Origin of the sequence: Paenibacillus sp. IHBB 3054 (assembly GCF_051594305.1) — a bacterium.
GTDB lineage: Bacteria > Bacillota > Bacilli > Paenibacillales > Paenibacillaceae > Paenibacillus_AQ.
The window spans coordinates 170,628-192,689 of record NZ_JBOFBG010000003.1; the positions used below are offsets into that span (position 1 = coordinate 170,628).

The following is a 22,062-nucleotide window of genomic DNA, read 5'->3' on the forward strand; positions in this document are numbered from 1 at the left end:
TTGGCGTCAAAAAATAACTTAAGATTCTTATTACAAACAAAATTCCCTATACAAAAGGGGGCCGTGCCATAAGCCATTGTATGACTTGTGCCACAACCCCCTCTGTTTCAGTTATAAAAGAGAGCTTTGCTTGCCTTAAGCGAATGCTTTAGCAACAAAATGCCCCTTGGATACTTCTACAAGCTCAAAATCGGCGTCATTGCTTTTCTCGTCAACCGAATAAATCGGGCTGCCAAGCTCATCATGCAGATGAATACGTTTCTTGTTGACTTCAATTTCCGGATCGGGAACTGGAATCGCCGACAACAGCGATTTCGTGTACGGGTGAAGCGGGTTCGCATAAAGCTCTTCGCTTTCTGCAAGCTCAACCATTTTACCCAGGTACATTACCGCCACACGGTCACTGATGTGCTTAACCATGGACAAATCATGCGCGATAAAGAGATAAGTAAGTCCAAGACGGTCCTGCAGTTCTTTGAGCAGGTTGACAACCTGCGCCTGAATGGACACGTCAAGTGCGGAAATCGGCTCATCGCAGACGATGAACTTAGGGTTTACCGCAAGCGAGCGGGCAATCCCGATACGCTGGCGTTGGCCGCCGGAGAATTCATGCGGATAGCGGGTAGCATGGTCATGGTTAAGTCCAACCATATCCAGCAGCTCTTCAATCCGTTTCTTGCGTTCTGCACGGCTTCCGGCCATCCCATGGATGTCCAGTGCTTCCCCGATAATATCGGACACCGTTAGACGCGGGTTAAGTGAAGCATACGGATCCTGAAAAATCATCTGCATGTCACGGCGCAGCGCCTTCATTTTGCCCGAAGATAATTTATAGATATCAGTGCCATTGTACTTTACGCTTCCTGCAGTCGGTTCATACAAACGAAGAACCGTACGGCCGGCAGTAGTCTTTCCGCATCCGGATTCCCCAACCATACCCAGGGTTTCACCTTCGCGGATCGAGAAATTAATATTATCAACAGCCTTAAGAACTTTACCTTTGCCTACATTAAAATATTTCTTAAGACCTTCAACTTCAATCAGGTTCTTACTCAAACGAACTGCACCTCCTTGGCCATCGAATGCAGATTCCAGCAACGCGCCATATGCGTTTCGCTGAACTCTGTTGCACCGGGATCGATTTGTTCGCAGACATGCATTGCTTCACTGCAACGCGCTGTGAACGGACAGCCGATCGGCGGCTTAATCAGATCCGGGGGAGTCCCGATGATCGGAATCAAAGGCTCACCCTTCTTTTGGTCCAGACGCGGCATCGACCGCAGCAACCCCCTGGTATACGGATGCTGTGGATTCTTGAAGATTTCCCATCTGGTACCTGTTTCCACCACTTCACCAGCATACATAACGATGACCCGGTCACACATGCCGGCAACTACGCCGAGATCATGAGTGATCAGGATGATGGAGGTCCCCAGTTTTTGCTGCATCTCTTTCATAACATCCATGATTTGCGCTTGAATCGTAACGTCAAGCGCCGTTGTCGGCTCATCTGCAATCAGCAGAGCCGGGCGGCAGGCCAGTGCAATAGCGATCATTACACGTTGGCGCATCCCGCCGGAGAATTCGTGGGGATATTGGTTAAAGCGAGCCTCCGCATTTTTGATGCCAACTAATTTCAGCATCTCAATACCTTGCTTTTTCGCTTCGGCCGCTGACATATTCTGATGTTTGATCAAAACTTCGGTTATCTGTTTGCCCACTTTGATAGTTGGGTTCAAAGAAGTCATCGGGTCTTGAAATATCATGCCAATATCTTTGCCGCGAATACTTTCCATTTGTTTCATGCTTTTGTTCAGCAGATTCTGTCCTTGAAAAATAATCTCGCCCTGTTTCACTTTGGAGGGCGGTGTAGGGATGAGCCGCATAATCGACTGCGCCGTAACGCTCTTACCACTGCCGGACTCACCGACAATGGCTACCGTTTCACCTTTACCCACTTCAAAATTCATACCGCGGACAGCCTGTACTTCTCCGCCTTTTACAAAAAAGGAAACATGCAGATCTTTGACTTGCAGAATGGGTTCCATCAATGTTCACCTCCTATTTCTTTAGCTTAGGATCCAGTGCATCACGGAGTCCGTCACCAAAAATATTAAAGGACAGCATGGTCAAGCTGATAACAAGCGCAGGGAAGATCATCCGCCAAGGGTAGTACATCCAGCCTGTAAGGGAGTCATTGATCATGGAACCGAGTGAAGCTACCGGTGCCTGTACGCCAAGTCCGAGGAAGCTGAGGAACGCTTCGGAGAAGATTGCGCTCGGTACGGACAACGTTACGGTAACAATAATAGGTCCCATTGCATTTGGAAGCAAATGCTTGAACAGCAGGCGTTTCCAGTCAGCACCCATAGAGCGGGAGGCCAAGATGAATTCGCGGTTTTTGAGCTGCATAATTTCGCCGCGCACAATCCAGGACATATTGATCCACCCCGTAATGGTCAAGGCAAGTATAATCGTCCACAGACTCGGTTCAAATACCACAAGCAGCATGATTACTACGAGCAGATAAGGAATCGAATATAAAATTTCGGAGAACTTGTTCATTACAGTGTCGATGCGTCCACCGAAGAATCCCATAATCCCACCGTAAATAACACCAAAGATTAAGTCGATCATCGCAGCGGCAAGGCCGACAATCAGCGAGATCCGGGCACCCATCCAGGTGCGGACAAATACATCGCGTCCAAAATCATCCGTTCCAAACAAGTGATCCAAGGATGGTTTCTTGTTCGTACTCATCAAATCATTCGAATCATAAGTATAAGGAACCAAATGCGGAGCAACAATGGCCATAATGACAATCAAGATCATAATAACCAGCGCAACCATAGCTAATTTGTTCTGGCGCAGACGCTGCCATGCATCCTGCCAAGCGGAAAGGCTTTCGCGCTGAATCACTTCCGCTTCCTTCTCATCAATGCCGATTTTACGGAAATCTTCGGGCTTCAGGTCCACATGTGGAGCAACAGTATTATTATTTGCAGCCAACGTTAATCCTCCTTTCCTCCAGCAAGTTTAATACGTGGGTCAACAGCAACATAAGCGACATCCGTAAGGAAACGTGCGACCATCAAAATTACACCATAGAATATGGTGATACCCATAATAATCGGATAGTCACGTGTGTTAATCGCTTGAACGAACTGTTTACCGATACCGCCGATACCGAAGATTTGTTCAATGACAACAGAACCGGTAATAATGTTCGCGGTCATCGGTCCCACATAAGTAATTACCGGCATAATACCGTTGCGCAACACGTGGCGGGATAAAATCGACATCCAGCTGAGGCCCTTCGCCTTTGCTGTCTTGATGTAATCGGCATGAAGCACTTCAAGCATGCTGGAACGGGTAAGACGCGCTATGACCGCAATAGGAGACGCCGTCAGTGCCATAACCGGTAGGAAATAATTCATCGGTCCTTTAAAGCCCATGACAGGGAATATTTTCCAGTGATAGGCCAGCAAATATTGCAGCAATGAAGCCACAACAAAGCTCGGTACCGCAATACCGAGAACAGCCAATATCATTGCGACATTATCGATCAATTTCCGGTGATGCAGAGCCGCAAGCATCCCTAGCCCTACACCTATGATAATCGCTACGATAATAGCCACAACCCCAAGCTTCAGCGATGAAGAGAAGGTTTGTGAAATAATATCTGTTACTTCCTGGTTAAGCATTTTCATCGAGATGCCCAGGTCACCTTTAATAATATTCTTCAAATAAATTACGTACTGCTCAAAGACGGGCTTGTCCAAATTATACTGCGCGTATAGACGCTGCAAAATTTGTTCAGGAATTTTCTTTTCTGCTGTGAATGGGTCTCCGGGAATCGCCTTCATTAGGAAAAAGGTCGCAGATATCAATACAAACAGGGAAATAATCATGTGGAGAAATCTGTTGAAAATATAACGAACCATGCCCGCCATCACCTCCTTCGACAATATTTTTACTTACCTATTCTAAGGAAAAAACACTCATTTGTCCATTTAATCAAATTGTTATTTTTTCCAAATAATCTCATTTACTATCCCATACAAAAAAAAGGGATATATATGGAGTTCCACATATATATCCCGAAGTAATATAAAAACCTTCAGATATTATATTACTGTATTTTGTTGCAAGCTTTACTCTTAGTGTTCGAGCAAGTAAGCGCGGGTCAGGTCGATTGCACCGCTGAAGTCAAGAGTTACACCTTTAAGGTACTCTTTAGTCAACGAGTTGTTTGTGTAGTAATAGATCGGAATCAGAATCATATCATCCATAATCATTTTTTCTGCAGCAGCAAACTTCTCTTGACGAACAGCATTGTCTGAAGATTTTTTAGCTTCGTCAATCAGTTTGTCATACGCTGGGTTGGAGTAACCAGTATCATTGTTACCGCCGCCAGTTACCCACATATCAAGGTAAGTCATTGGATCATTGAAGTCCGCGGACCAGCCGGCACGTGCTACTTGATAGTTCTTGTTTTGTTTGTCTTTGATGAAGACGCCCCACTCTTTGTTCTCCAGCTTAACTTCAACGCCGAGGTTCTTTTTCCACATATCAGCAATGGCTACAGCGATCTTTTGGTGGCCTTCACTTGTGTTATAAGTCAGAGAGAAGCTCAGTTTATCCAAGCCTTCTTCTTTCAGACCTTCGGCAAGCAATTTTTTAGCGCCTTCCACATCTTCACTGAAGTATTGGGAATCAGCTACTTGAGCACGGTATTCTTTTTCATTACTTTGGATGCCCGGAGGAACATAACCGAATGCCGGCAGTTGTCCGCCCAAAGTGATATTATCGATGATTGGCTGACGTTGGATAGCCATAGCCAAGGCTTTACGGATTTTAGCATTTGTAAAAGGTTTTTCAGTTACATTGAACTGGTAGTAGTAAACGCTGGAAATACCTTTTCTTGCAAATTCTTTAGGGAATTCTTTCTCAACGATTGGCAGTTGCTCGGTTGGAATTTCACCAATCGGACCGCCTGCACGGTCAAGTTCGCCGTTTTTGTAACTCAGCAATTCAGTTGCACCACTGTTTACGATGGAGAAGTTGATGCCTGCTGCTTTAATTTGATCTGCAGCATAGTACGATGGGTTCTTAATTACGGCCAGAGATTGGCCAGTTGTCCACTCAGACAAAGTGAAAGGTCCGTTAGTAATTTGGGTTTCAACCTTAGTTGCCCATTTTGGATCATTTGCAACGGAACTATGCACTGGGTAGTACGTATAGAAAGACAACAGACCCAAGAAATATGGTGTAGGGTTGTTCAATGTCACTTCAAGTGTTTTATCGTCAACTACTTTAATGCCAACTTGGCTGAAGTCAGTGATTTTGCCACCGAAATAATCTTCAGCACCTTTGATGTAGAACAATTGGTAAGCGTAAGGAGCAGCTTGTTCCGCATTCGGATCAAGCACACGCTGCCAAGCAAAGGCGAAGTCTTTAGCTGTTACAGGGTCGCCGTTGCTCCATTTTGCATCACGAAGTTTGAAAGTATACACCAGGCCGTCAGGGGAGATTTCCCAGGACTCAGCAATACCTTCTTCAGCTTGCCCAGTTTCTGCATTTTGACGAGTAAGTCCTTCATACAGCAATTTCAGGATAGCATTGGATGTGCTGTCTTGAGCTTGTTGCGGGTCAAATGTAGGAGGCTCGGAGCTCAGGTTGATCTTAAGCGTTTGGTCAGCAGCTAACTTCTCATCGCCAGTTGCGTTTCCTGTGTTCTTGTTACCTGCGTTGTCAGCCGGCGCATTGGTCGGGCTGGCATTTTTGCCATTGTTTGCATTGTTTCCGCCGCAGCCAGCAAGCACTGTGCCGATGACTAAAACTAATGCAATCATGAGCAATAGACTTTTACTCTTCTTCATCTAGCAGTTCCCCCTAAATAGAATGTGGTATATGGTTTATGATTATACAACCAGTGGTCAAAAAAATCTAGAGCAATATTTTCTGAAAACCGTTTTTTTTTTAAACTTAAAAGATTTGTGACATTGACGCTTCACCGAAGCAGTGGAACGTTACATCGCTTGTGATATGTATTGAATGAGGCCTACGACCAAAAACAGAATGTAACTAACGGTCATAAAAAAGAAAGAAAGCCGCCATACTGCCCGAAGTAACCGTTTTCCATCCACTTTTCCTTTTAAGCGATTTTGAGCCCCTCCAATCAGTCCGGTGGATATTAATACAATAAGTAGTATAAGATAGAAGCCCCAACCCGAATCAAATATGATATTAAATAAGGCCGATACGGAAAGTAATAAAAATAATGTAGTTACGTCCATTGCCAGCAAAAAAGTGCTTTTCTTTTCTTTTTTGAAGCCTATTCCCGCAAAATAGACGATTAAAAAAGGAACAATCGGAATAACGCTTATAGTAATGAACGAATTCCGCAGAAATTCCAAACAGCCTCACCTCTCCCTCACAAGCATGCCTTCTACCATCCGGCAAATCCAGCGGTGTTGTGGAGCATCGATGCCGCTCCGCTCCGCCATATCCACAATGCTCCCATTAATCCAGCGTATTTCCGTTGCTCTTGAGGACAACACATCGGCAAGCATCGATGAAATATTGCCGGCTGTTGCCCGGCAAACCTCCATTATGCCTTCCCAGGCGTTACTTTCAAGAGCAATACCGCAGGCTTCATAAACGGCAATCGCCTCCTCATACAGCTCCTTCATCAAATGTATGCGCTGCTCGGCAGCGAGCAATTCACCGTTCGGTACGCGCCAGATCGCTGTAAGAGGATTGATCACAGCATTGATTAAAAGCTTCCGGTAAATCATGGTATCCACTTCTTTCGACATAGAGGCGGAGAATCCTGCTGCTGTGAGCGTTTCAATGAAACTAATTAGCGAGGATGGACCATGAGTAGTATTGCTGTCGCCAACCTTCCCTATACATATTTCTCCTCTCCCTGCATGAACAACCTCGGTTAATGTTTTTCTTTTGGCTGCCTCAGTGGTTACCGCTGCCCAAATTGCTGCTTGTGGCAGCAGCTCCTGCAGCAGCTCCAAATGGCCATAACCATTCTGAAAACACACCGCCTGAATCTTGCTCTGCTTAAGTGGAAGCAGCATCTGCGGGAATTCATTATGGAGTGCATTCTGTTTGACCATGATTGCCATCCAATCCCCCGGATCGTGCAGATAAACTTCGGCAAATGTGTTCACAGATGCTGACTTAAATTTGTCGGGCGGAAGAAAAAACGGGGGTTGGCCATCCTCATAGCTTATTGTAATACCGCTCTCCTCCAGCGCCCTGCTCTGTTCTTCACTTCGGCACCAGAGTCTGACCTCGGCTCCGGCGCCGATAAGTTTTCCTGCCAGCAGCAAACCAAGTGATCCCGCGCCAATAATATCAATTTTCACGCCTCGCCTCCGCACCCTTCCAATAATTTCCCTCATTATATCCGCAGGCTCCCGCAAATGCAAAAAACAAAAAACCGCAAACACTGTGCCCGAAGGCAGCTTTGTTTGCGGGTCATACCGTTGCTTAACTTTTATTCCATACGTTCGAGATTGCCGTTGGCATCCATTTTGAACCGAGTCTTCATTTCCTCTTCTTCTTCATTAAGGAAGGCAAGTCTGCGGGCACGGTCCATAATCTGAATCAGTGCCTTGTAATCATCGTTTACCACGCGGTAATCACTCTGGGCGAGGTTAACTTCCTTCGATAACCGCTCATTTTCCACCCTGAGCTCGGATAATTCATCTTCCTTCTCCCGCAGATCTCTTTCCAGCATCTTCAGCTGGCGTCCCGCCTCCTGAAAAGTTCCTTTCCACTGTCTGAGGAAACGGATAACCGCATCAATGGATAACGAATTTTCGTTCAAACCTTCGCTTCGTCCATATTCTTCTTCATTGTCGCCGAGAATCAGTCCTGCTACCTGTGCTCCCCTGTTCATCGGCTGTTTTTTCAAATAGCTCCGCTTCTGGCGCTGGCCTTTGGCGATGCCAATTGCATCCTCATAGCTTTTGCGGACACAACTGTTCCAGCGAAATCCGCATGCCGCCGAGGTCCTGCCGATTTTTTCTCCCACCTCTTCAAAAGCAGCGAGTTGCGTACTGCCTTCCCGGATATGACGCAGCGTTATTTCTGCCAAAATCAAATCATCTTCAGCACTCCAAGCATCTTGTCTAACGGCTGTCATAAAGCCTAACCCTCCTAACAACATCATGAAATAACCATCTTCATAACCGGCAGCTCCGCCGGGTAGTGAATAGGATAAAAGCTGCTTACTCCATTTCTATGCCTCTGATAGAGTTCATAGAATCTATTTGATACTAAATTGTATTTCCATTTTGTCTAAACATCATACGCGCATTGCTATAATTTCTAATTTCTCTTGTTAGATACATATGTCAATTTCAAAAATCATATTAATTTAAAAAACAAAGGTTTTTTTCATTGAATTCGTTTACAGTCTTTTGTCCAGGAGGTATAATCAATCCAAAGAAGTCATATTCGGGAATCATTCTAAGAAGGGGGACACTCTCTTGGACCGCATGTTTCGCGTATTGGGGTTTTTCACGCTCGTAATCGGGCTGATGGCTTTTGCCGGGGATTTAACCGAGATGGCCTTACTCTTCTTCTTGCAAACCGCCTTTTTTGTAATACTTGGCTATCTCAAGTTTACAGAAAAGACCTACATCATGTTGTTCTGGGGATATATGATTGTTACATTTACCGGCTTCAGCTACTGGACGATCTTTCAGATGGGGTTGCCGCTATAATGGCTATTGGCCAATCAAACGGAAGTCAATTCCTTAGAAATAAGGACGACTTCCGTTTTTTGTTTTTCTTTTTGTAGGCCGGGAGGCGGAAAACAGGGTATGATATTTTAGCAGGACAAAACATATTAATAGTACATACCTATTCTATTTTGCCAAAGGTGGTGGTGTAGTGCTTTCCCGCAATATTTTAAGCCTAAGGTTCGCCTTCCTGCTCATTCTGCTTCTCTGCACGATGCTGCCGCTGACATCTGCGGCCTCGCTTTCCATGGGCTCTAGTGCTGCCGCCGTCTCCTCTCCTCCTGATTTTCCCGATAATGAAGAGACCCGCAGGCTACTGGAACAGACGTTGTCCTCGGCTGAAATTGAACGTGAGATCCTTAGAATTACCGCGGAGCAAAAGGTTCTCGAGAAGAAGGTTTCACTCCTTAGCAAACAAGCAGCAGAAAAAGAAGCAGCTATCGCGGATCAACAAGAGCGTGCCGGGGCTGTCATTCGTTCTTATTATATGGGGGACAGGGATAGTCTGCTGGCCGCTCTGCTCTCCGCTAAAAGTATCAGCCGGATGCTTGCCCTGTACGATTATTACGAGATTATTATTGGGCAGGACCACGATATCCTTGATCAGTATGAAGAGCAGTACAAAGATATGAAGTCCACGATAACGGCTTCGCTGCGCAGCAGCGAGGAGCTTGAGGAACTTAAAGCGGCTCTTACCGAACAAAAAACGCGAGTTGCCACGTTAAACGAGGAGATTGAAGGAGGAATCAGCGCCAGCAGCGATCCGGAGAGCATGAGCGCGCTGCTGAACGAATTTACGAGGTATTGGGAGAACATTGGTATTCATGAAGTGAAAACCTATTTCAAGGCTTTGTCATCGGCAATGAATCATCTGCCGCAATTTGTCCAGAGCAAAAGCGGGATGCTGACCCGCAAAGGAATGACCTATACCCTTGCGCTGAAGGAAGAGGACCTTAATGCCTTTCTGGTTTCACAAAATGAGCTGTTTAAGGATTTCGCTTTTCATTTCAACAAGGGTCAGGTGACTGCTTCGGGAACCAGCGGCGGCTTGACGCTTACCCTGACCGGTCATTACACGATTGAAAACGAGCCGGTTAACGGGCTCATGTTCCATGTCGACAATGTAGTATTTAATGGCCTGGAGCTGCCTGATTCCACCCGCCAGTCACTGGAGGAAGAATTCGATCTAGGGTTTTATCCGGAGAAAATCGTCTCACTTCTGCATGCGACTGAAGTAGAGAGCAAAGAAGGCGTGCTTTATGTAAAGCTCTCCATCTCATTTTGAGGTTGCTGCCAGCGCTTCCTGGTATCCTGCCGCATCCAGCTTGCCGGTAAGCAGCATTACCACCGCCGTGGAGAGCTCACTCCAGCTGCCAACCGGTCTTTCCTCGGTGATGGCTTCGTCTGTCAGCAGCACCCCGGAGTCAAAAGGAAGCCTATCCATCTCCGGAAGTCCCGAACGGTAAAGCTCATCCAGCGCAGGCAGACGCCCCGTGTTCTCCAGCCATTCCAGCTGCGCGGAGCTTGAGGTAATATAGGCGAGCCATTTCACCGCCGCCTCCGGGTTGCTCGACTCTGCGGGAAGAGCGAAGAAACGGCTGTACATTGCCTCATAGCCTTTACTGCTCCCGCCAGGCAGCGGCACTTCCACAGCCAGCGATGAGTTCCCGTGCTTCTGGAATTCAGAGAGCGGAAGCGCAGCAACGGCGACCTTTCCCTCCTGTAGCATATTCCAGATCTCTTTATTATACCGGCTAGTCAGGTAGAAGGAGCTGCGGGCGTTCTGGGTCCACTCCAACATTGCCGCATTCTCTGAAGTCAGGCTGGCCCCCATACTTTCCAGGACCGCAGAGTAACCATAGGGATTGCGGGTATCCATAGCCAGGATATATTGTTCCTGATCCTGTTTTTCTCGGAGATGCTTCAGCAGCCCGCTCCACTGCTCCAGACTTTTCGGCGCTTCCGAAAGGCCCAATTCGGCAAGGCGCGCCGGAGAATACACCAGTACGTAAGGATCAATATCGAGCGGAACTCCCCAATCATATCCATTCCACTGCATTTGCGGAATCAGCAGGGTCAGCGGGGCGCTGCCGGGAACGCTCTGGTAGACATCCACCGGTAGCAAATATCCCCGGGTGGCCAGATCGGAAATATTGCGACCATCGGTCATCACAATATCCGGACTGTCGCCTGTAGTCAGGTCCTGCTTCAGCACTTCAGCCGATTCCTCGCTGTCCACATTGCTCAGTACGACTTCAATCCCGCTCGACAACGTATAGTTCCTGCTGATCCGTTCCAGCTCACGCAGCTCTTCGCTGCTCAGCGAAACGCGAATCCGCAAGCTTTGCACATTTCCCGTCTCTCCCGAATCCGGGCGCTCTGATTGATCGAGCGGCAACTTCTGCGGACGGGTGCGTTCGCTGGTGTCCAGCTCCATGCTGGGTGACAAGCTTGTCAGCGCAAGCAGCAGTATTGCAAACAGCAGCCAATAGTTTTTGCGTCTCAGCATTTCTTTTCCCCTCCGGCCTAAACACTTGTCCCCCTATTTTACCAGATGATTCTTTGATTGTCTGTGTTAGCTGAAAACGTTCTCTTTCTATTATATAGGTGTGAACGGCGGAGGCCTCGAAATTCTGTGGAGAGTTAGGCCGCTGCGCGTGCGGATTATTCTTCCGATCGCTGTTATCTCAGATTTCCTGACTCTATATAAGTTGAACTTTAGATTTACCAATCCGGCATAGAACGCAACTGCGGTGAATGTTTGGACTTCCGGCCGCTGTTGTCTACAGATTTCTTGATTTAACCCGCTATTTGCGGTTGAAATCCGTAGACAAAGGCGGTCGCTATCGCTCCTACAGTTCCAAACTTCCCCTCCGCTGCTTTTGCCTCTAGGTAGTTCTTTAACTTATATAATTCCGCCTGCAGCGGAAGAAATCCGGGGACAATGGCGAACGCTGCCGCTTCTCCAAAACAATTCCGCTCTCTCCGCTAATCTACTCTCTGTGAGCAGAACCTAAAACCTCCGCCGTTCCAGGGGGCGGGCAGACAAAAAGCCGGGAGACATTGATCTCCCGGCTTTTGCTGTGGTAATGATAATGAGTCGCTTCGCGGTGATTAGGTATGTTGCGAACCCACTATATTGTGTGCAATGCAACGGATCAAAGACCTCTGGCGATTACAGTAAATCGGCGGCCAGCTGGGCCAGGCGGGAACGCTCACCTTTTTCCAGTGTGATATGACCGCTGATCCCTTCCTGCTTAAACTTCTCGACAATATAGCTGAGCCCGTTGCTCGCTGCGTCGAGATAAGGATGGTCGATCTGCTCCGGGTCGCCCATAAGAATAACCTTGCTGCCTTCCCCGGCTCTGGAGACGATGGTCTTCACCTCGTGGCGGGAAAGGTTCTGGGCTTCATCAATAATGATGAACTGTGAAGGAATAGAACGTCCGCGGATATAGGTGAGTGCCTCCACCTGGATGCTGCCTAGGCCCATGAGTATTTTATCAATATCCCCGGACTTCTTCGTATCAAACAGAAATTCCAAATTATCATAAATCGGCTGCATCCACGGACGCAGCTTCTCATCCTTCTCCCCGGGTAAATATCCGATATCTTTACCCATCGGCACAACCGGCCGGGCGATGAGCAGCTTCTTGTAGCGGTGCTCATCCTCCACCTTGAACAACCCGGCAGCAAGCGCCAGCAGCGTTTTGCCTGTTCCTGCCTTGCCGGTAATAGTTACCAGCGGGATGTCATCGTTCAACAGCAGCTCCAGCGCCATCCGCTGCTGGGCATTGCGGGCACTGATACCCCACACTGCATCATTGCCCAGATAAAGTGGTTCAAGGCGTGTAGCGTCGCTGTTCACTTTGAGCAGAGCAGATTTGCCGCTGCCGATCTCATCCTTCAGAATTACAAATTCATGCGGGTAGAGCGCATAGGACAGGGGCAGTTGTTTGGCGGACAGGAAACGGTGGCTGTAATATTCATCAATCAGCGAAGGATGGACCATCAGTGACTGGTAGCCGGTATACAGCTCATTCAGATCACCTGTACGGTCAGATAAATAATCCTCCGGTGTAATGCCAAGCACATCCGCTTTGATGCGGACAAGTACATCTTTACTTACGAGTACCACAGGACGTGGTTCAGCTTTCTCGTTCTCCTCATGAAGATAATTGAGCGCTACAGCCAATATCCGGTTGTCGTTGGACACCTCGCCGAACATTTCCTGTACCTTTACGAAGCTGCGGTGGTTAAGCTCCACCTTCAGCATGCCTCCATGTTCCAGAACCACACCGCTATGCAGGTGGCCCAGTTCCCGGAGTCCGTCTAACAATCGTGACACGGTGCGGGCGTTGCGGCCGATTTCATCGGCATTACGCTTCTTGGAGTCGATCTCTTCCAGAACCACGGCCGGAATGACTACTTCATGCTCCTTGAAAGCAAAGATCGAATTGGGGTCGTGCAAAAGCACGTTGGTGTCTAGTACAAATATCTTTTTCATGCTATCCCCTCCACAGCGCCTGGTTTGATTGATCATACATAACTCTTTTCAGCAAGGGCAAGATAAAGTAAAGAACTGATTTCTGACTGAAAGGAGTAAGCACATATGAGAAAATCAATGTGTCTGTTGCTGGTACTGCTGCTGCTGACAAGCTGCGGTATCGCTAATAAAGAGACATCACCCTCTCCTCAGGATAAACAATCGGCCAAGGCTTTAAGCAGCCAGGGAAACCGCGAGGTGCGGTCATTGTCTAATGATGGTAATATGGCCCCTTATGCTGAAGCCGGACAAGCTTCTGACGGCAAGGGGGAAAGCGATGTTGCACTCAAGGATCATTTTGAACAGCTGGCCCAAAGAGTTCCAGGCGTCAACGGTGCCCACTGTGTCGTAATGAACAATGTCGCCGTGGTTGGTATTGATGTTGACGGGAAGCTGGAACGTTCGCGTGTCGGAAGCATCAAATATTCGGTGGCTGAAGCCATCCGTAAAGATCCGCGTGGCGTCAAGGCATTTGTCACTGCCGATATGGATCTCTCCAACAGACTGAACGAAATGGGCCGTCATATCTCTAAGGGAAATCCGGTGTCCGGCTTCGCTGCAGAAATGGCGGATATCATCGGCCGCATCATACCGCAGCTGCCAGAGGATACCAAACCGCAAGGCAACAATCAATAGCCTGATTCTTTGGACAAAAAAAGCCTAGTGAGATCCTCACTGGGCTTTTTGCATGGCGGCAAATACTTGGCCGTCCAGCTTCTCAGCCGCACGTGCATCGTATACCTTAGCATATTTTGGAGCGGACTCCAACTGCGCGCCATAGAACAGCGCGTTGCGTACCGCTTCAATTTCAACATCAAAACAGCACATCTTGAAGGGAACATCCGGCAGCGGATCCTGCCTCACAACAGCACGCCCGTTAATGGCATGAACGGTGCCCTCGCCAAAAACTGTTACGGTTACCATTGGATTCACCTTCATGTTGTTCACAAGTCTGGAGCGGTGGTCTACCGCCAGACGCACGATAGAAGGGCTCACTGCATAAATCCAGGAAATCGCCGTAGACGTAGGGCCTCCGGATTCCGCATCAACAGTGTTAAGCAGGACAAACGTTTCCGACTGCAGCATCGATAGCAAGGTTTCATTGAGCTGAGCAACGGCTTCGGACATAAGTACAGGCCCCCTATGCGGCAAATGTGCGTTCACTTTATTATATTATAGCACACGCCCAAACTTGCATTCAATTTAGAGTTGCTTCCAGACCTTCGTTAAGGAGCAGTAGACTCTGAGGCAGCGGAGGAAACCCCGGCAATCCGGTCCTGCAGGCTTTTCTTTGCCGCTTCAAGCTCTTTATCGTTAATATATACATACGGGCTGCGCCAGGTTCCGGTCACCGGCACAAATTCAATATTCTCTTTAGATATTTTCCAATAAGTAGAAATCAAGCTTTTGATCTGTGCATTCTCAATATCACTTTGCATATTGTCGCCCACGGCGTCAAAAACCTTGCCTATTTTGAGCACTCCTCCAAGGGACTGCATTTGTCCAACCAGTCCGTTCAATACCTCGTTCTGGCGTTTATTGCGGTCAAAGTCATCGGAAGCCTGGGTCCTTGGACTACAGTTGGACTTGCGGTAACGCACATAATCAAGCGCCTCATCCCCATCCAGCTTGGCCGGGCCCTTCTTCAGATTAATATCTGTTCCGTCCACACTGTCCGTATAGCACATGTCGGCGCTGATGTTGACATCTACTCCATCAAATTCGTCCACAATATCACGGAAACCTTGAAAATCGAGCACGGTGACATAATCGACATCGATGTCCAGATATTTGCTCATCATCGTCTTCATCTCATCCTCAGCTAGAATGCCGGAGGTTTTCTCCTTGCTCTTAAAGCGGGGGTAAAACGCATTGATCTTGGTCTTCTTATAACCGCTCAGCTCGACGTAAGTATCCCGCGGAAGCGAGACAATCGTCGCCGAATGCGTCTTAGGATTCAGTGCAGCAACCATAATAACATCCGTGAGATTGGACGGATGCTTCGGGCGGTTGTCGGTTCCCAGCAGCAGCATAGTCAGCGGCTTAGACGAAGCAAGCTGGCTGTCCTGGACGGGCTGGTCCACTCCAAATCCTCCCTGCTCGAACTTATAGTACAGAAACCCTACGTAACCCAGCACAGCCAGGATCGCAACCAGAAGGATAATTAATAGCATTTTTCCCAAACGGGCTGCAAATCCCCGTTTCTTTGCTTTTTTCTTGCCCTGCTTCCCAGGAGCCGCCTTAACCTGCTGCCCTCTGCCCGTTTGTTGGGGTCCAGCGGGTCTTCTTGGAGGTAAACTTCCCTTGCTTGTACTCATAATAGAATAAGGTCCTTTTCATTTCGCATAGATTAGGTTGATTTATACTTACTATAGACGATTTCAAACGGTAAAAGTTGCGGTTAATGTCTTTTGGCTGCTGCAGCTGCCTTGCGCTTCTGCCGGGCCTCTACAAAATAACGGACCCGTACGAGCAGCATAAGTCCTACAGCCACCAGCAGGCATTGAATGATCGGCAGTTTGTCGTGCTGAAAAATCAGCAGCATGCCAGAGCCGAGTGCCATCATCAGATAGAGCACGATTTCTTTACCAATGGGGAGCTTCTGATTCACGCGAAATACACGGTTATACACATAAGTCAGCAATATAAAAATGACGATATAGGCCACAATAGGATGCTCCGCAAACCAGCACTGCAAGGTTCACCACTCCTCCCAAGGTATGTATCGCTTACATTATATCATCCCCGGGAGCTTTAATCCGCAAATAATCCCTGCAATTTAAAAGATCGCCTCACAAGTGGAAACGGCTTCGCCGTCCTCAAAAGGACGGTATCCCTTTCAGCGAGAAATAGAAAGATAATTTATAGCGTGAAGCATATAAATTCTTATATTTAAACAAATACAAGCCGCCGGAGTTGGATCCGGCGGCTTGTTCTATATCAGCTTAGGCCTGGCTGGCTTGTGCCGCTTTACGCTGCTTTTCTACACGTTCACGCTCGCCCTTGTTCAGGATCTTCTTGCGAAGACGAACAGATTTCGGGGTGATTTCACAATATTCGTCATCGTTCAGATACTCAAGCGCACCTTCCAGAGAGAACATCCGTGGGGTCTTCATTTTTACCGTTTCATCCTTCGTAGCGGAACGCACGTTGGTCAGTGCTTTTTCCTTGCAGATGTTAACGATAATATCGTTATCACGGGTATGCTCACCGACGATCATACCTTCGTAGATTTCTGTTCCTGGCTCCAGGAACAGAATACCGCGGTCTTCAACGCCCATCATACCGTAGAACGTTGTACTTCCGGTCTCACTGGACACCAGCACGCCCTGATGACGTCCGCCAACCTGGCCGCCGATCAGTGGAGCATAGCTGTCAAAGGCATGGTTCATTACACCATAGCCGCGTGTCAGCGTCAGGAAGTGTGTATTGTAGCCAATCAGGCCGCGTGCAGGAATCAGGAATTCCAGACGAACTTGACCAGTACCGTGGTTGATCATATTGACCATTTCGGCTTTGCGGCTGCCCAGGCTCTCCATTACGGCGCCCATGCTTTCTTCAGGAACGTCAATCATCAGACGTTCAAGCGGCTCCATCTTGGCTCCGTCGATTTCTTTGACGATAACCTCAGGCTTGGAAACCTGCATTTCAAAACCTTCACGGCGCATATTCTCGATCAGGATACCGAGGTGAAGCTCACCGCGGCCGGATACGATAAAGGCGTCAGGAGAATCCGTTTCATCCACACGCAAGCTGACATCTGTTTCGAGCTCTTTGAACAGACGCTCGCGCAGCTTACGGGAAGTTACCCATTTGCCTTCTTTACCGGCAAACGGACTGTTGTTCACGAGGAACGTCATTTGCATCGTAGGCTCATCGATCTTCAGGACCGGAAGGGCTTCAGGATGCTGCGGATCGGCAATCGTCTCACCGATGTTGATATCCTTGATGCCGGCGATAGCAACGATGTCGCCTGCGCCCGCTTCTTCGGTTTCTACGCGCTTGAGGCCCTGGAAGCCGAACAGCTTCTCGATCCGTGCCGTCTTGCTCTTGCCGTCACGCATAATAACAGTTACGGACTGACCTTGCTTGATAACACCGCGGTTTACACGTCCGATGGCAATACGGCCAAGGTATTCATTGTAATCCATCAGCGTAACAAGGAACTGCAGAGGTTCTTCAACTTTTTCAGTCGGAGCCGGGATATGCTCAACAATGGTTTCATACAGAGCAAGCATGTTGTCATCCTGTTTCTCAGTATCCATGCTCGATGTGCCGTTTAGTGCGGATGCATAAACTACCGGGAATTCCAGCTGATCGTCACTGGCTTCAAGCTCAATGAACAGATCCAGCACTTCATCAATAACTTCCTTCGGACGTGCAGCCGGACGGTCAATCTTGTTCACGACAACGATGGGTGTCAAGTGCTGTTCCAGCGCTTTGCGCAGAACGAATTTCGTTTGCGGCATGCAGCCTTCATATGCGTCAACAACAAGCAGTACACCATCAACCATCTTCATGATTCGTTCCACTTCGCCGCCGAAGTCAGCATGGCCCGGGGTATCTACAATGTTGATCAAGAACTCTTTATAGGTAATTGCTGTATTTTTGGCTAGGATGGTGATTCCGCGTTCCCGCTCCAGGTCGTTCGAGTCCATAGCACGTTCTTGCAGGTGCTCATGCGCGCTGAAAATTCCTGATTGCTGCAAAAGCTGATCGACAAGTGTTGTTTTACCATGGTCAACGTGGGCAATGATCGCAATGTTGCGAATATCTTTTCTTGAATGCATGATTTGTATCCAAATCCTCTCATTTATCAAATTAAAAATGTTTAAATTTATAGCATGTCATGGCAGTCTCACAAAAGAAGCGCCTGGCAGAAAGCCGACGCTCCAACATTCCTTAATATTATAGTGAAAGCACTATGAAAAGCAAGTCTTTTTCTGAAAAAACGATTTCCAACTTCGTTTAATTTTTCTAATTCCGTGTCAGACCCTTTTTTCCTTGAGAAGATCCGCAAATTTCACAGCAGCCGGTTCACTCACCAGCCCCCGTTCCACTTCTTGCGGCTTCCCGGTTTTCCGCGCCCGGCCATCAGCCAAATCCCGGCAGCAATCAGTACCGCACCTAACAAATACAACGCTCCTGTGCCCAGCAGACTGAAGATAAACAGCACCAGACTCAGTGCTCCCAGTATGACAGACGTAGTCATCAGACCGCCGGTCCGCGCCGAAGAATACAGCGAATATTCATACAGTCCGACAGCGATGCCGAACAGCAGCAGCGGCCACAGATGAGTCATAAGCCCCCAGCCCCAGGTATTGCATAACCCGAGCAGCAATCCATACACAGTCAATATTCCGGCCGGAATCAACACGGTTGCCGAAGCGCGGCGGCTGAAGAAGAGCACATGCAGGAACAGGCCTGGAACCAGTATCACGAGTGGCCATAAGGCCCGCCCGAGAAACCCGAACACCCCCAGCTTTCCGAATAGAATCACAATGCCGGCGGCGGCAATAAATATACCCAGTTTCATGTCGTTTTTGGAAGACATCAATCACCCATCCCTTCAAATTCACGTCTATTCCTTGCCTCGTCACTTCGAAAGTTCAATTTCCTGCGACAGGATTCCCTTTATATTTTATCTGAAAAATAAATAAAACACCATCATTCTTCATATTTTAGGAGATGACAAGTGGAACCGGCTTCACGGCTCAAAAGGACGGTATCCGTTTCAGCGAGAAATAGAAGGATAATTTATAGCGTGAAGCATATAAATTCTATATTTTGAAAAAGCTGCTCAATCTAAAGAGGCTGCGCCCCAGCTTATCCAGCTTTTGGCACAGCCTCTAGTATTGCCGCTTCTTAACCTGCGGATACGGTCCTCCGCTTAATCATGCCGGACAGGACAACGATAACACCAAGTGCAAGCGGCAAAATGGAGTGTAAAGACGGCAGCATAAAGGAGAGCACCGCGCCAAACTTGGCATCCTGCAGCAGCATTTCTCCAGCAGTATGGGCGAGTATGTAGGCGCCGATGAAGACAAGCACAGGAAACCGGTGCAGCCAGCCGACGATAATACCGCTTCCCCAGACGACGATCGGAATGCTTAACGCGATCCCGATGACGATCAGGGCCAAATCACCCTTGGCTACTCCCGCAATCGCCAGCACATTGTCGAGACTCATGATAAAGTCAGCCAACAGAATGGTGCGGATGGACCTCCACACGGTAGAGCTTTCCTCCACCCTAACCTCCTCTTCTTCCTCCAGCAGCAGCTTGAAGGCAATCCATAGCAGCAGAATGCCTCCGCCCGCTTCAATATAAGGGATTTTCAGCAGCAGCACTGCCGCAAACGTTAGCACACACCGCAGAATGACAGCGCCCGCAGCCCCCCACCAGACAGCAGTTTTGCGGTTCTTCTCCGGGAGATTTTTGCTGGCCATCGCTATGACCATCGCGTTATCTCCGCTCAGCACAAGATTGATCATCAATATTTCCCCAAGCAGCAACAAGGAATCCATTATCTTTTACCTCCCCGGACTACATGTAATTACATGTATGTGGAATGGCGACAAGCTATGCTTCCTGTCCAACTTTTTTCCCGGCTGATGCATGTCCGGCCCCTTTTTTGCGTATACAAAACTATACCTATCTAATGCTCTGACCAACAAACTATGGGAGTGACCCGGCTTGAATACAACCGTTACCGATTTTATATTGCCCTTGCTGAATATCGTCTTTCTCGATTTGATTCTGGCGGGGGACAACGCTATTGTCATCGGGCTTGCTGCACGGAATTTACCGGCAGACACCCAGAAAAAGGCTATTCTGCTTGGAACGGGCGGAGCCGTTGTGCTGCGGATCATCGCTACCATACTGGTTGTCTGGCTGCTGAAAGTCCCTTGGCTGCTGCTGTTCGGTGGTCTGCTGCTGATTCTGATTGCATACAAGCTGCTCAGCGGGGAAAATAACGATGCGGATATCAAGGCCGGAGGCACACTGTGGGCGGCTGTGCGGACAATTATTGTTGCCGACGCGGCCATGGGTCTGGACAATGTCATCGCCATTGCCGGAGCAGCCAATCACAATATCACGCTGGTTGTGGTAGGACTGCTTATCAGTGTCCCCATTGTGGTCTGGGGCAGTACGCTTTTTATTAAGCTGATTAACCGATATCCCTGGATTATTTACATTGGTTCCGCAGTGCTGGGGTACACCGCCTCCACCATGATTACCGGTGAACAGAAGCTCCAGCCTTTTTTTGAGCAGCACCCGCTGCTGCATGTACTCTTCATCATCCTTGTGATTGCAGGCATACTTGCTGCAGGGCACTGGAAACGGCGGCTGGAGCACAAAAAGATCCCGCATAGCGGAACCTCGGGCTAAGACATACCGTTTCATCATCAAAAAAGGGGGTCCGAAATCCGCCAACGGTTTCGGGCCCCCTGTTATTGTGTTAGAACCACTCTTCCTGCAGCCCGGCTTGCGCCGGAACTACGTCGCTTGGTTTCTCATCCCCGTAAGGCGTAATGGAAATCGTCTCTGTCCCCGCGACAGCTGCATCCAGCCGTGCGGCATATCCGGGCAATGTCGCTTCAATCTTGTCCACAATCCGCAGATTCGGGTTGGTCGTAGGCGATTTTGGCACAAATAACGTGCAGCAATCCTCGTAAGGCAGGATAGATAGATCATACGTGCCGATCATTTGGGAAAGCTCGACAATCTCGCTTTTGTCCATCATGACCAGCGGCCGCAGCAGCGGCAGCGTTGTAGCGCGTCCGATGACATTCATGCTGGACAACGTCTGGCTGGCCACCTGCCCCAGACTCTCCCCGGTAACAAGCGCAAGTGCCCCTTCCCGTTCAGCCAGCCGGGTGGTAATCTTCAGCATCGCCCGCCTCATCAGCGTAATAATCAGGTTATCCTGGCCAATCCCTGTAAAAGCGGTCTGCACCTCCGTAAACGGAACGAGATGCAGCTTAATCACCCCGGCATAACGCGATAGTACCCGCGCAAGATCCACAACCTTCTGGCGGGCAAGCTCGCTCGTATAAGGATAACTGTAGAAGTGGACACACTCCACTTCCAAACCGCGGCGCATCGAAGACCAGCCTGCCACGGGACTATCAATGCCGCCGGACAGGAGAAGCATAGCCTTTCCGTTGGTTCCCAGCGGAAACCCTCCGACCCCGGGGATATTCTCACAGAAAATATAAGTATGCCCCTCGCGGATTTCGATCTTGAGCTCCATCTGCGGTGATTTCACATCCACGATCAGGCCGGGATAGCCTTGCAGCAGCGGAGTCGAGATCAGCTTATTCATCTCGATGGAGCCATGCGGGAACTCCTTCCATACCCGGCGCGCGTTGACCTTAAAGGTAGTACCCGGAGCTGGGGCGATAATCTCCAGGAATGTCCGGCTGGCGGACAGGATATCGTCAAACTCCGATAAAGCGACCTTGACCGGACTGATAGAGGCGATGCCGAAAACATTCTTCAGCGACGCCGCCAACTCGCCGGCCGGCTCACTGTTCAACTGCACATAAATCCGTCCGAATTCCTTGCTCAGCACCACATTGGGATAAGGCTTGACCATCTCCTTCACGTGGCGAAGCACCGTCTTCTCGAACCGGGCCCGGTTCTTGCCCTTCAGTGTAAATTCCCCGAACCTCAGTAAAAGCATGTCTGCATATTCAATACTGCTTCCGCCGCTTACGGCAGTTCCAGTTTCCTGCTCTTTCATC

The 22,062-nt window shown here is 48.7% G+C and carries 21 protein-coding genes; 4 read left to right on the forward strand and 17 right to left on the reverse strand.

Annotation, left to right across the window (positions count from 1 at the left end):
- Nucleotides 1-135: 135 nt before the first annotated feature.
- The 8 genes from ACQ76X_RS06230 to ACQ76X_RS06265 all read right to left on the reverse strand — a co-directional run bounded on the left by ACQ76X_RS06230 (nucleotide 136) and on the right by ACQ76X_RS06265 (nucleotide 8,167).
- Nucleotides 136-1,056 carry an ABC transporter ATP-binding protein gene (locus ACQ76X_RS06230; protein ID WP_438492323.1) on the reverse strand — a complete coding sequence of 307 codons (921 nt, stop codon included), beginning with the start codon at nucleotides 1,054-1,056 and terminating at the stop codon, nucleotides 136-138.
- Complete coding sequence (locus ACQ76X_RS06235; protein WP_038595381.1) at nucleotides 1,053-2,048, reverse strand: ABC transporter ATP-binding protein; 996 nt, start codon at nucleotides 2,046-2,048, stop codon at nucleotides 1,053-1,055. Before ACQ76X_RS06235 ends, ACQ76X_RS06230 begins: the two co-directional genes overlap by 4 nt.
- A gap of 13 nt (nucleotides 2,049-2,061) precedes the next feature.
- Nucleotides 2,062-3,009, reverse strand: coding sequence for an ABC transporter permease (locus tag ACQ76X_RS06240; protein ID WP_038595382.1), 948 nt, complete (start codon nucleotides 3,007-3,009; stop codon nucleotides 2,062-2,064).
- A 2-nt stretch (nucleotides 3,010-3,011) separates the two neighbouring features.
- The gene (locus tag ACQ76X_RS06245) at nucleotides 3,012-3,944 is read right to left on the reverse strand and encodes an ABC transporter permease (protein ID WP_038595383.1); all 933 of its coding nucleotides are present in this window, start codon (nucleotides 3,942-3,944) and stop codon (nucleotides 3,012-3,014) included.
- Between the two features lie 216 nt (nucleotides 3,945-4,160).
- Nucleotides 4,161-5,882: a peptide ABC transporter substrate-binding protein gene (locus ACQ76X_RS06250; protein WP_438492326.1), complete on the reverse strand. Its 1,722-nt coding sequence runs from the start codon at nucleotides 5,880-5,882 to the stop codon at nucleotides 4,161-4,163.
- 150 nt (nucleotides 5,883-6,032) lie between these two features.
- Nucleotides 6,033-6,419 (reverse strand): DUF3397 domain-containing protein, encoded by a 387-nt coding sequence (locus tag ACQ76X_RS06255; RefSeq protein WP_438492328.1) that lies wholly within the window; start codon nucleotides 6,417-6,419, stop codon nucleotides 6,033-6,035.
- 6 nt (nucleotides 6,420-6,425) lie between these two features.
- On the reverse strand, nucleotides 6,426-7,385 hold the full coding sequence (locus ACQ76X_RS06260) for a ketopantoate reductase family protein (protein WP_438492330.1): 960 nt from the start codon (nucleotides 7,383-7,385) through the stop codon (nucleotides 6,426-6,428).
- Between the two features lie 131 nt (nucleotides 7,386-7,516).
- Nucleotides 7,517-8,167 (reverse strand): RsfA family transcriptional regulator, encoded by a 651-nt coding sequence (locus tag ACQ76X_RS06265; protein ID WP_438492332.1) that lies wholly within the window; start codon nucleotides 8,165-8,167, stop codon nucleotides 7,517-7,519.
- Between the two features lie 346 nt (nucleotides 8,168-8,513).
- Between ACQ76X_RS06265 and ACQ76X_RS06270 the strand changes: the two genes are divergently transcribed.
- Nucleotides 8,514-8,750 (forward strand): DUF2626 domain-containing protein, encoded by a 237-nt coding sequence (locus ACQ76X_RS06270; protein WP_038595390.1) that lies wholly within the window; start codon nucleotides 8,514-8,516, stop codon nucleotides 8,748-8,750.
- Nucleotides 8,751-8,919: 169 nt separating this feature from the next.
- A complete protein-coding gene (locus tag ACQ76X_RS06275; RefSeq protein ID WP_438492334.1) occupies nucleotides 8,920-10,053 on the forward strand; it encodes a coiled-coil domain-containing protein in 1,134 nt (377 codons plus the stop codon).
- On the opposite strand, the gene ACQ76X_RS06280 is transcribed toward ACQ76X_RS06275, so the two are convergent.
- Nucleotides 10,045-11,277, reverse strand: a complete 1,233-nt coding sequence (locus tag ACQ76X_RS06280) for a sugar ABC transporter substrate-binding protein (RefSeq protein ID WP_438492336.1) — start codon at nucleotides 11,275-11,277, stop codon at nucleotides 10,045-10,047. The genes ACQ76X_RS06275 and ACQ76X_RS06280 overlap by 9 nt on opposite strands.
- A gap of 666 nt (nucleotides 11,278-11,943) precedes the next feature.
- Nucleotides 11,944-13,275 (reverse strand): PhoH family protein, encoded by a 1,332-nt coding sequence (locus ACQ76X_RS06285; protein ID WP_438492338.1) that lies wholly within the window; start codon nucleotides 13,273-13,275, stop codon nucleotides 11,944-11,946.
- A 105-nt stretch (nucleotides 13,276-13,380) separates the two neighbouring features.
- Between ACQ76X_RS06285 and ACQ76X_RS06290 the strand changes: the two genes are divergently transcribed.
- The gene (locus ACQ76X_RS06290; protein WP_438492340.1) at nucleotides 13,381-13,950 is read left to right on the forward strand and encodes a YhcN/YlaJ family sporulation lipoprotein; all 570 of its coding nucleotides are present in this window, start codon (nucleotides 13,381-13,383) and stop codon (nucleotides 13,948-13,950) included.
- Between the two features lie 36 nt (nucleotides 13,951-13,986).
- Here ACQ76X_RS06290 and ACQ76X_RS06295 read toward each other — a convergent pair whose 3' ends face one another.
- The 6 genes from ACQ76X_RS06295 to ACQ76X_RS06320 all read right to left on the reverse strand — a co-directional run bounded on the left by ACQ76X_RS06295 (nucleotide 13,987) and on the right by ACQ76X_RS06320 (nucleotide 19,839).
- The gene (locus ACQ76X_RS06295; RefSeq protein ID WP_038595395.1) at nucleotides 13,987-14,442 is read right to left on the reverse strand and encodes a pyridoxamine 5'-phosphate oxidase family protein; all 456 of its coding nucleotides are present in this window, start codon (nucleotides 14,440-14,442) and stop codon (nucleotides 13,987-13,989) included.
- A gap of 98 nt (nucleotides 14,443-14,540) precedes the next feature.
- Nucleotides 14,541-15,632: an LCP family protein gene (locus ACQ76X_RS06300; RefSeq protein WP_438492342.1), complete on the reverse strand. Its 1,092-nt coding sequence runs from the start codon at nucleotides 15,630-15,632 to the stop codon at nucleotides 14,541-14,543.
- 83 nt (nucleotides 15,633-15,715) lie between these two features.
- Complete coding sequence (locus tag ACQ76X_RS06305) at nucleotides 15,716-16,012, reverse strand: YlaH-like family protein (protein WP_438492344.1); 297 nt, start codon at nucleotides 16,010-16,012, stop codon at nucleotides 15,716-15,718.
- 247 nt (nucleotides 16,013-16,259) lie between these two features.
- Nucleotides 16,260-18,104, reverse strand: a complete 1,845-nt coding sequence (typA, locus tag ACQ76X_RS06310; RefSeq protein WP_438492345.1) for a translational GTPase TypA — start codon at nucleotides 18,102-18,104, stop codon at nucleotides 16,260-16,262.
- A gap of 251 nt (nucleotides 18,105-18,355) precedes the next feature.
- On the reverse strand, nucleotides 18,356-18,868 hold the full coding sequence (locus tag ACQ76X_RS06315; protein ID WP_076109027.1) for a hypothetical protein: 513 nt from the start codon (nucleotides 18,866-18,868) through the stop codon (nucleotides 18,356-18,358).
- A 311-nt stretch (nucleotides 18,869-19,179) separates the two neighbouring features.
- Nucleotides 19,180-19,839: a TerC family protein gene (locus ACQ76X_RS06320; RefSeq protein ID WP_438492347.1), complete on the reverse strand. Its 660-nt coding sequence runs from the start codon at nucleotides 19,837-19,839 to the stop codon at nucleotides 19,180-19,182.
- A gap of 169 nt (nucleotides 19,840-20,008) precedes the next feature.
- Between ACQ76X_RS06320 and ACQ76X_RS06325 the strand changes: the two genes are divergently transcribed.
- The gene (locus ACQ76X_RS06325) at nucleotides 20,009-20,704 is read left to right on the forward strand and encodes a TerC family protein (RefSeq protein ID WP_340896949.1); all 696 of its coding nucleotides are present in this window, start codon (nucleotides 20,009-20,011) and stop codon (nucleotides 20,702-20,704) included.
- Nucleotides 20,705-20,774: 70 nt separating this feature from the next.
- Here ACQ76X_RS06325 and thiI read toward each other — a convergent pair whose 3' ends face one another.
- Complete coding sequence (gene thiI / locus ACQ76X_RS06330) at nucleotides 20,775-22,061, reverse strand: tRNA uracil 4-sulfurtransferase ThiI (protein ID WP_438492349.1); 1,287 nt, start codon at nucleotides 22,059-22,061, stop codon at nucleotides 20,775-20,777.
- Between the last annotated feature and the right edge of the window lies 1 nt (nucleotide 22,062).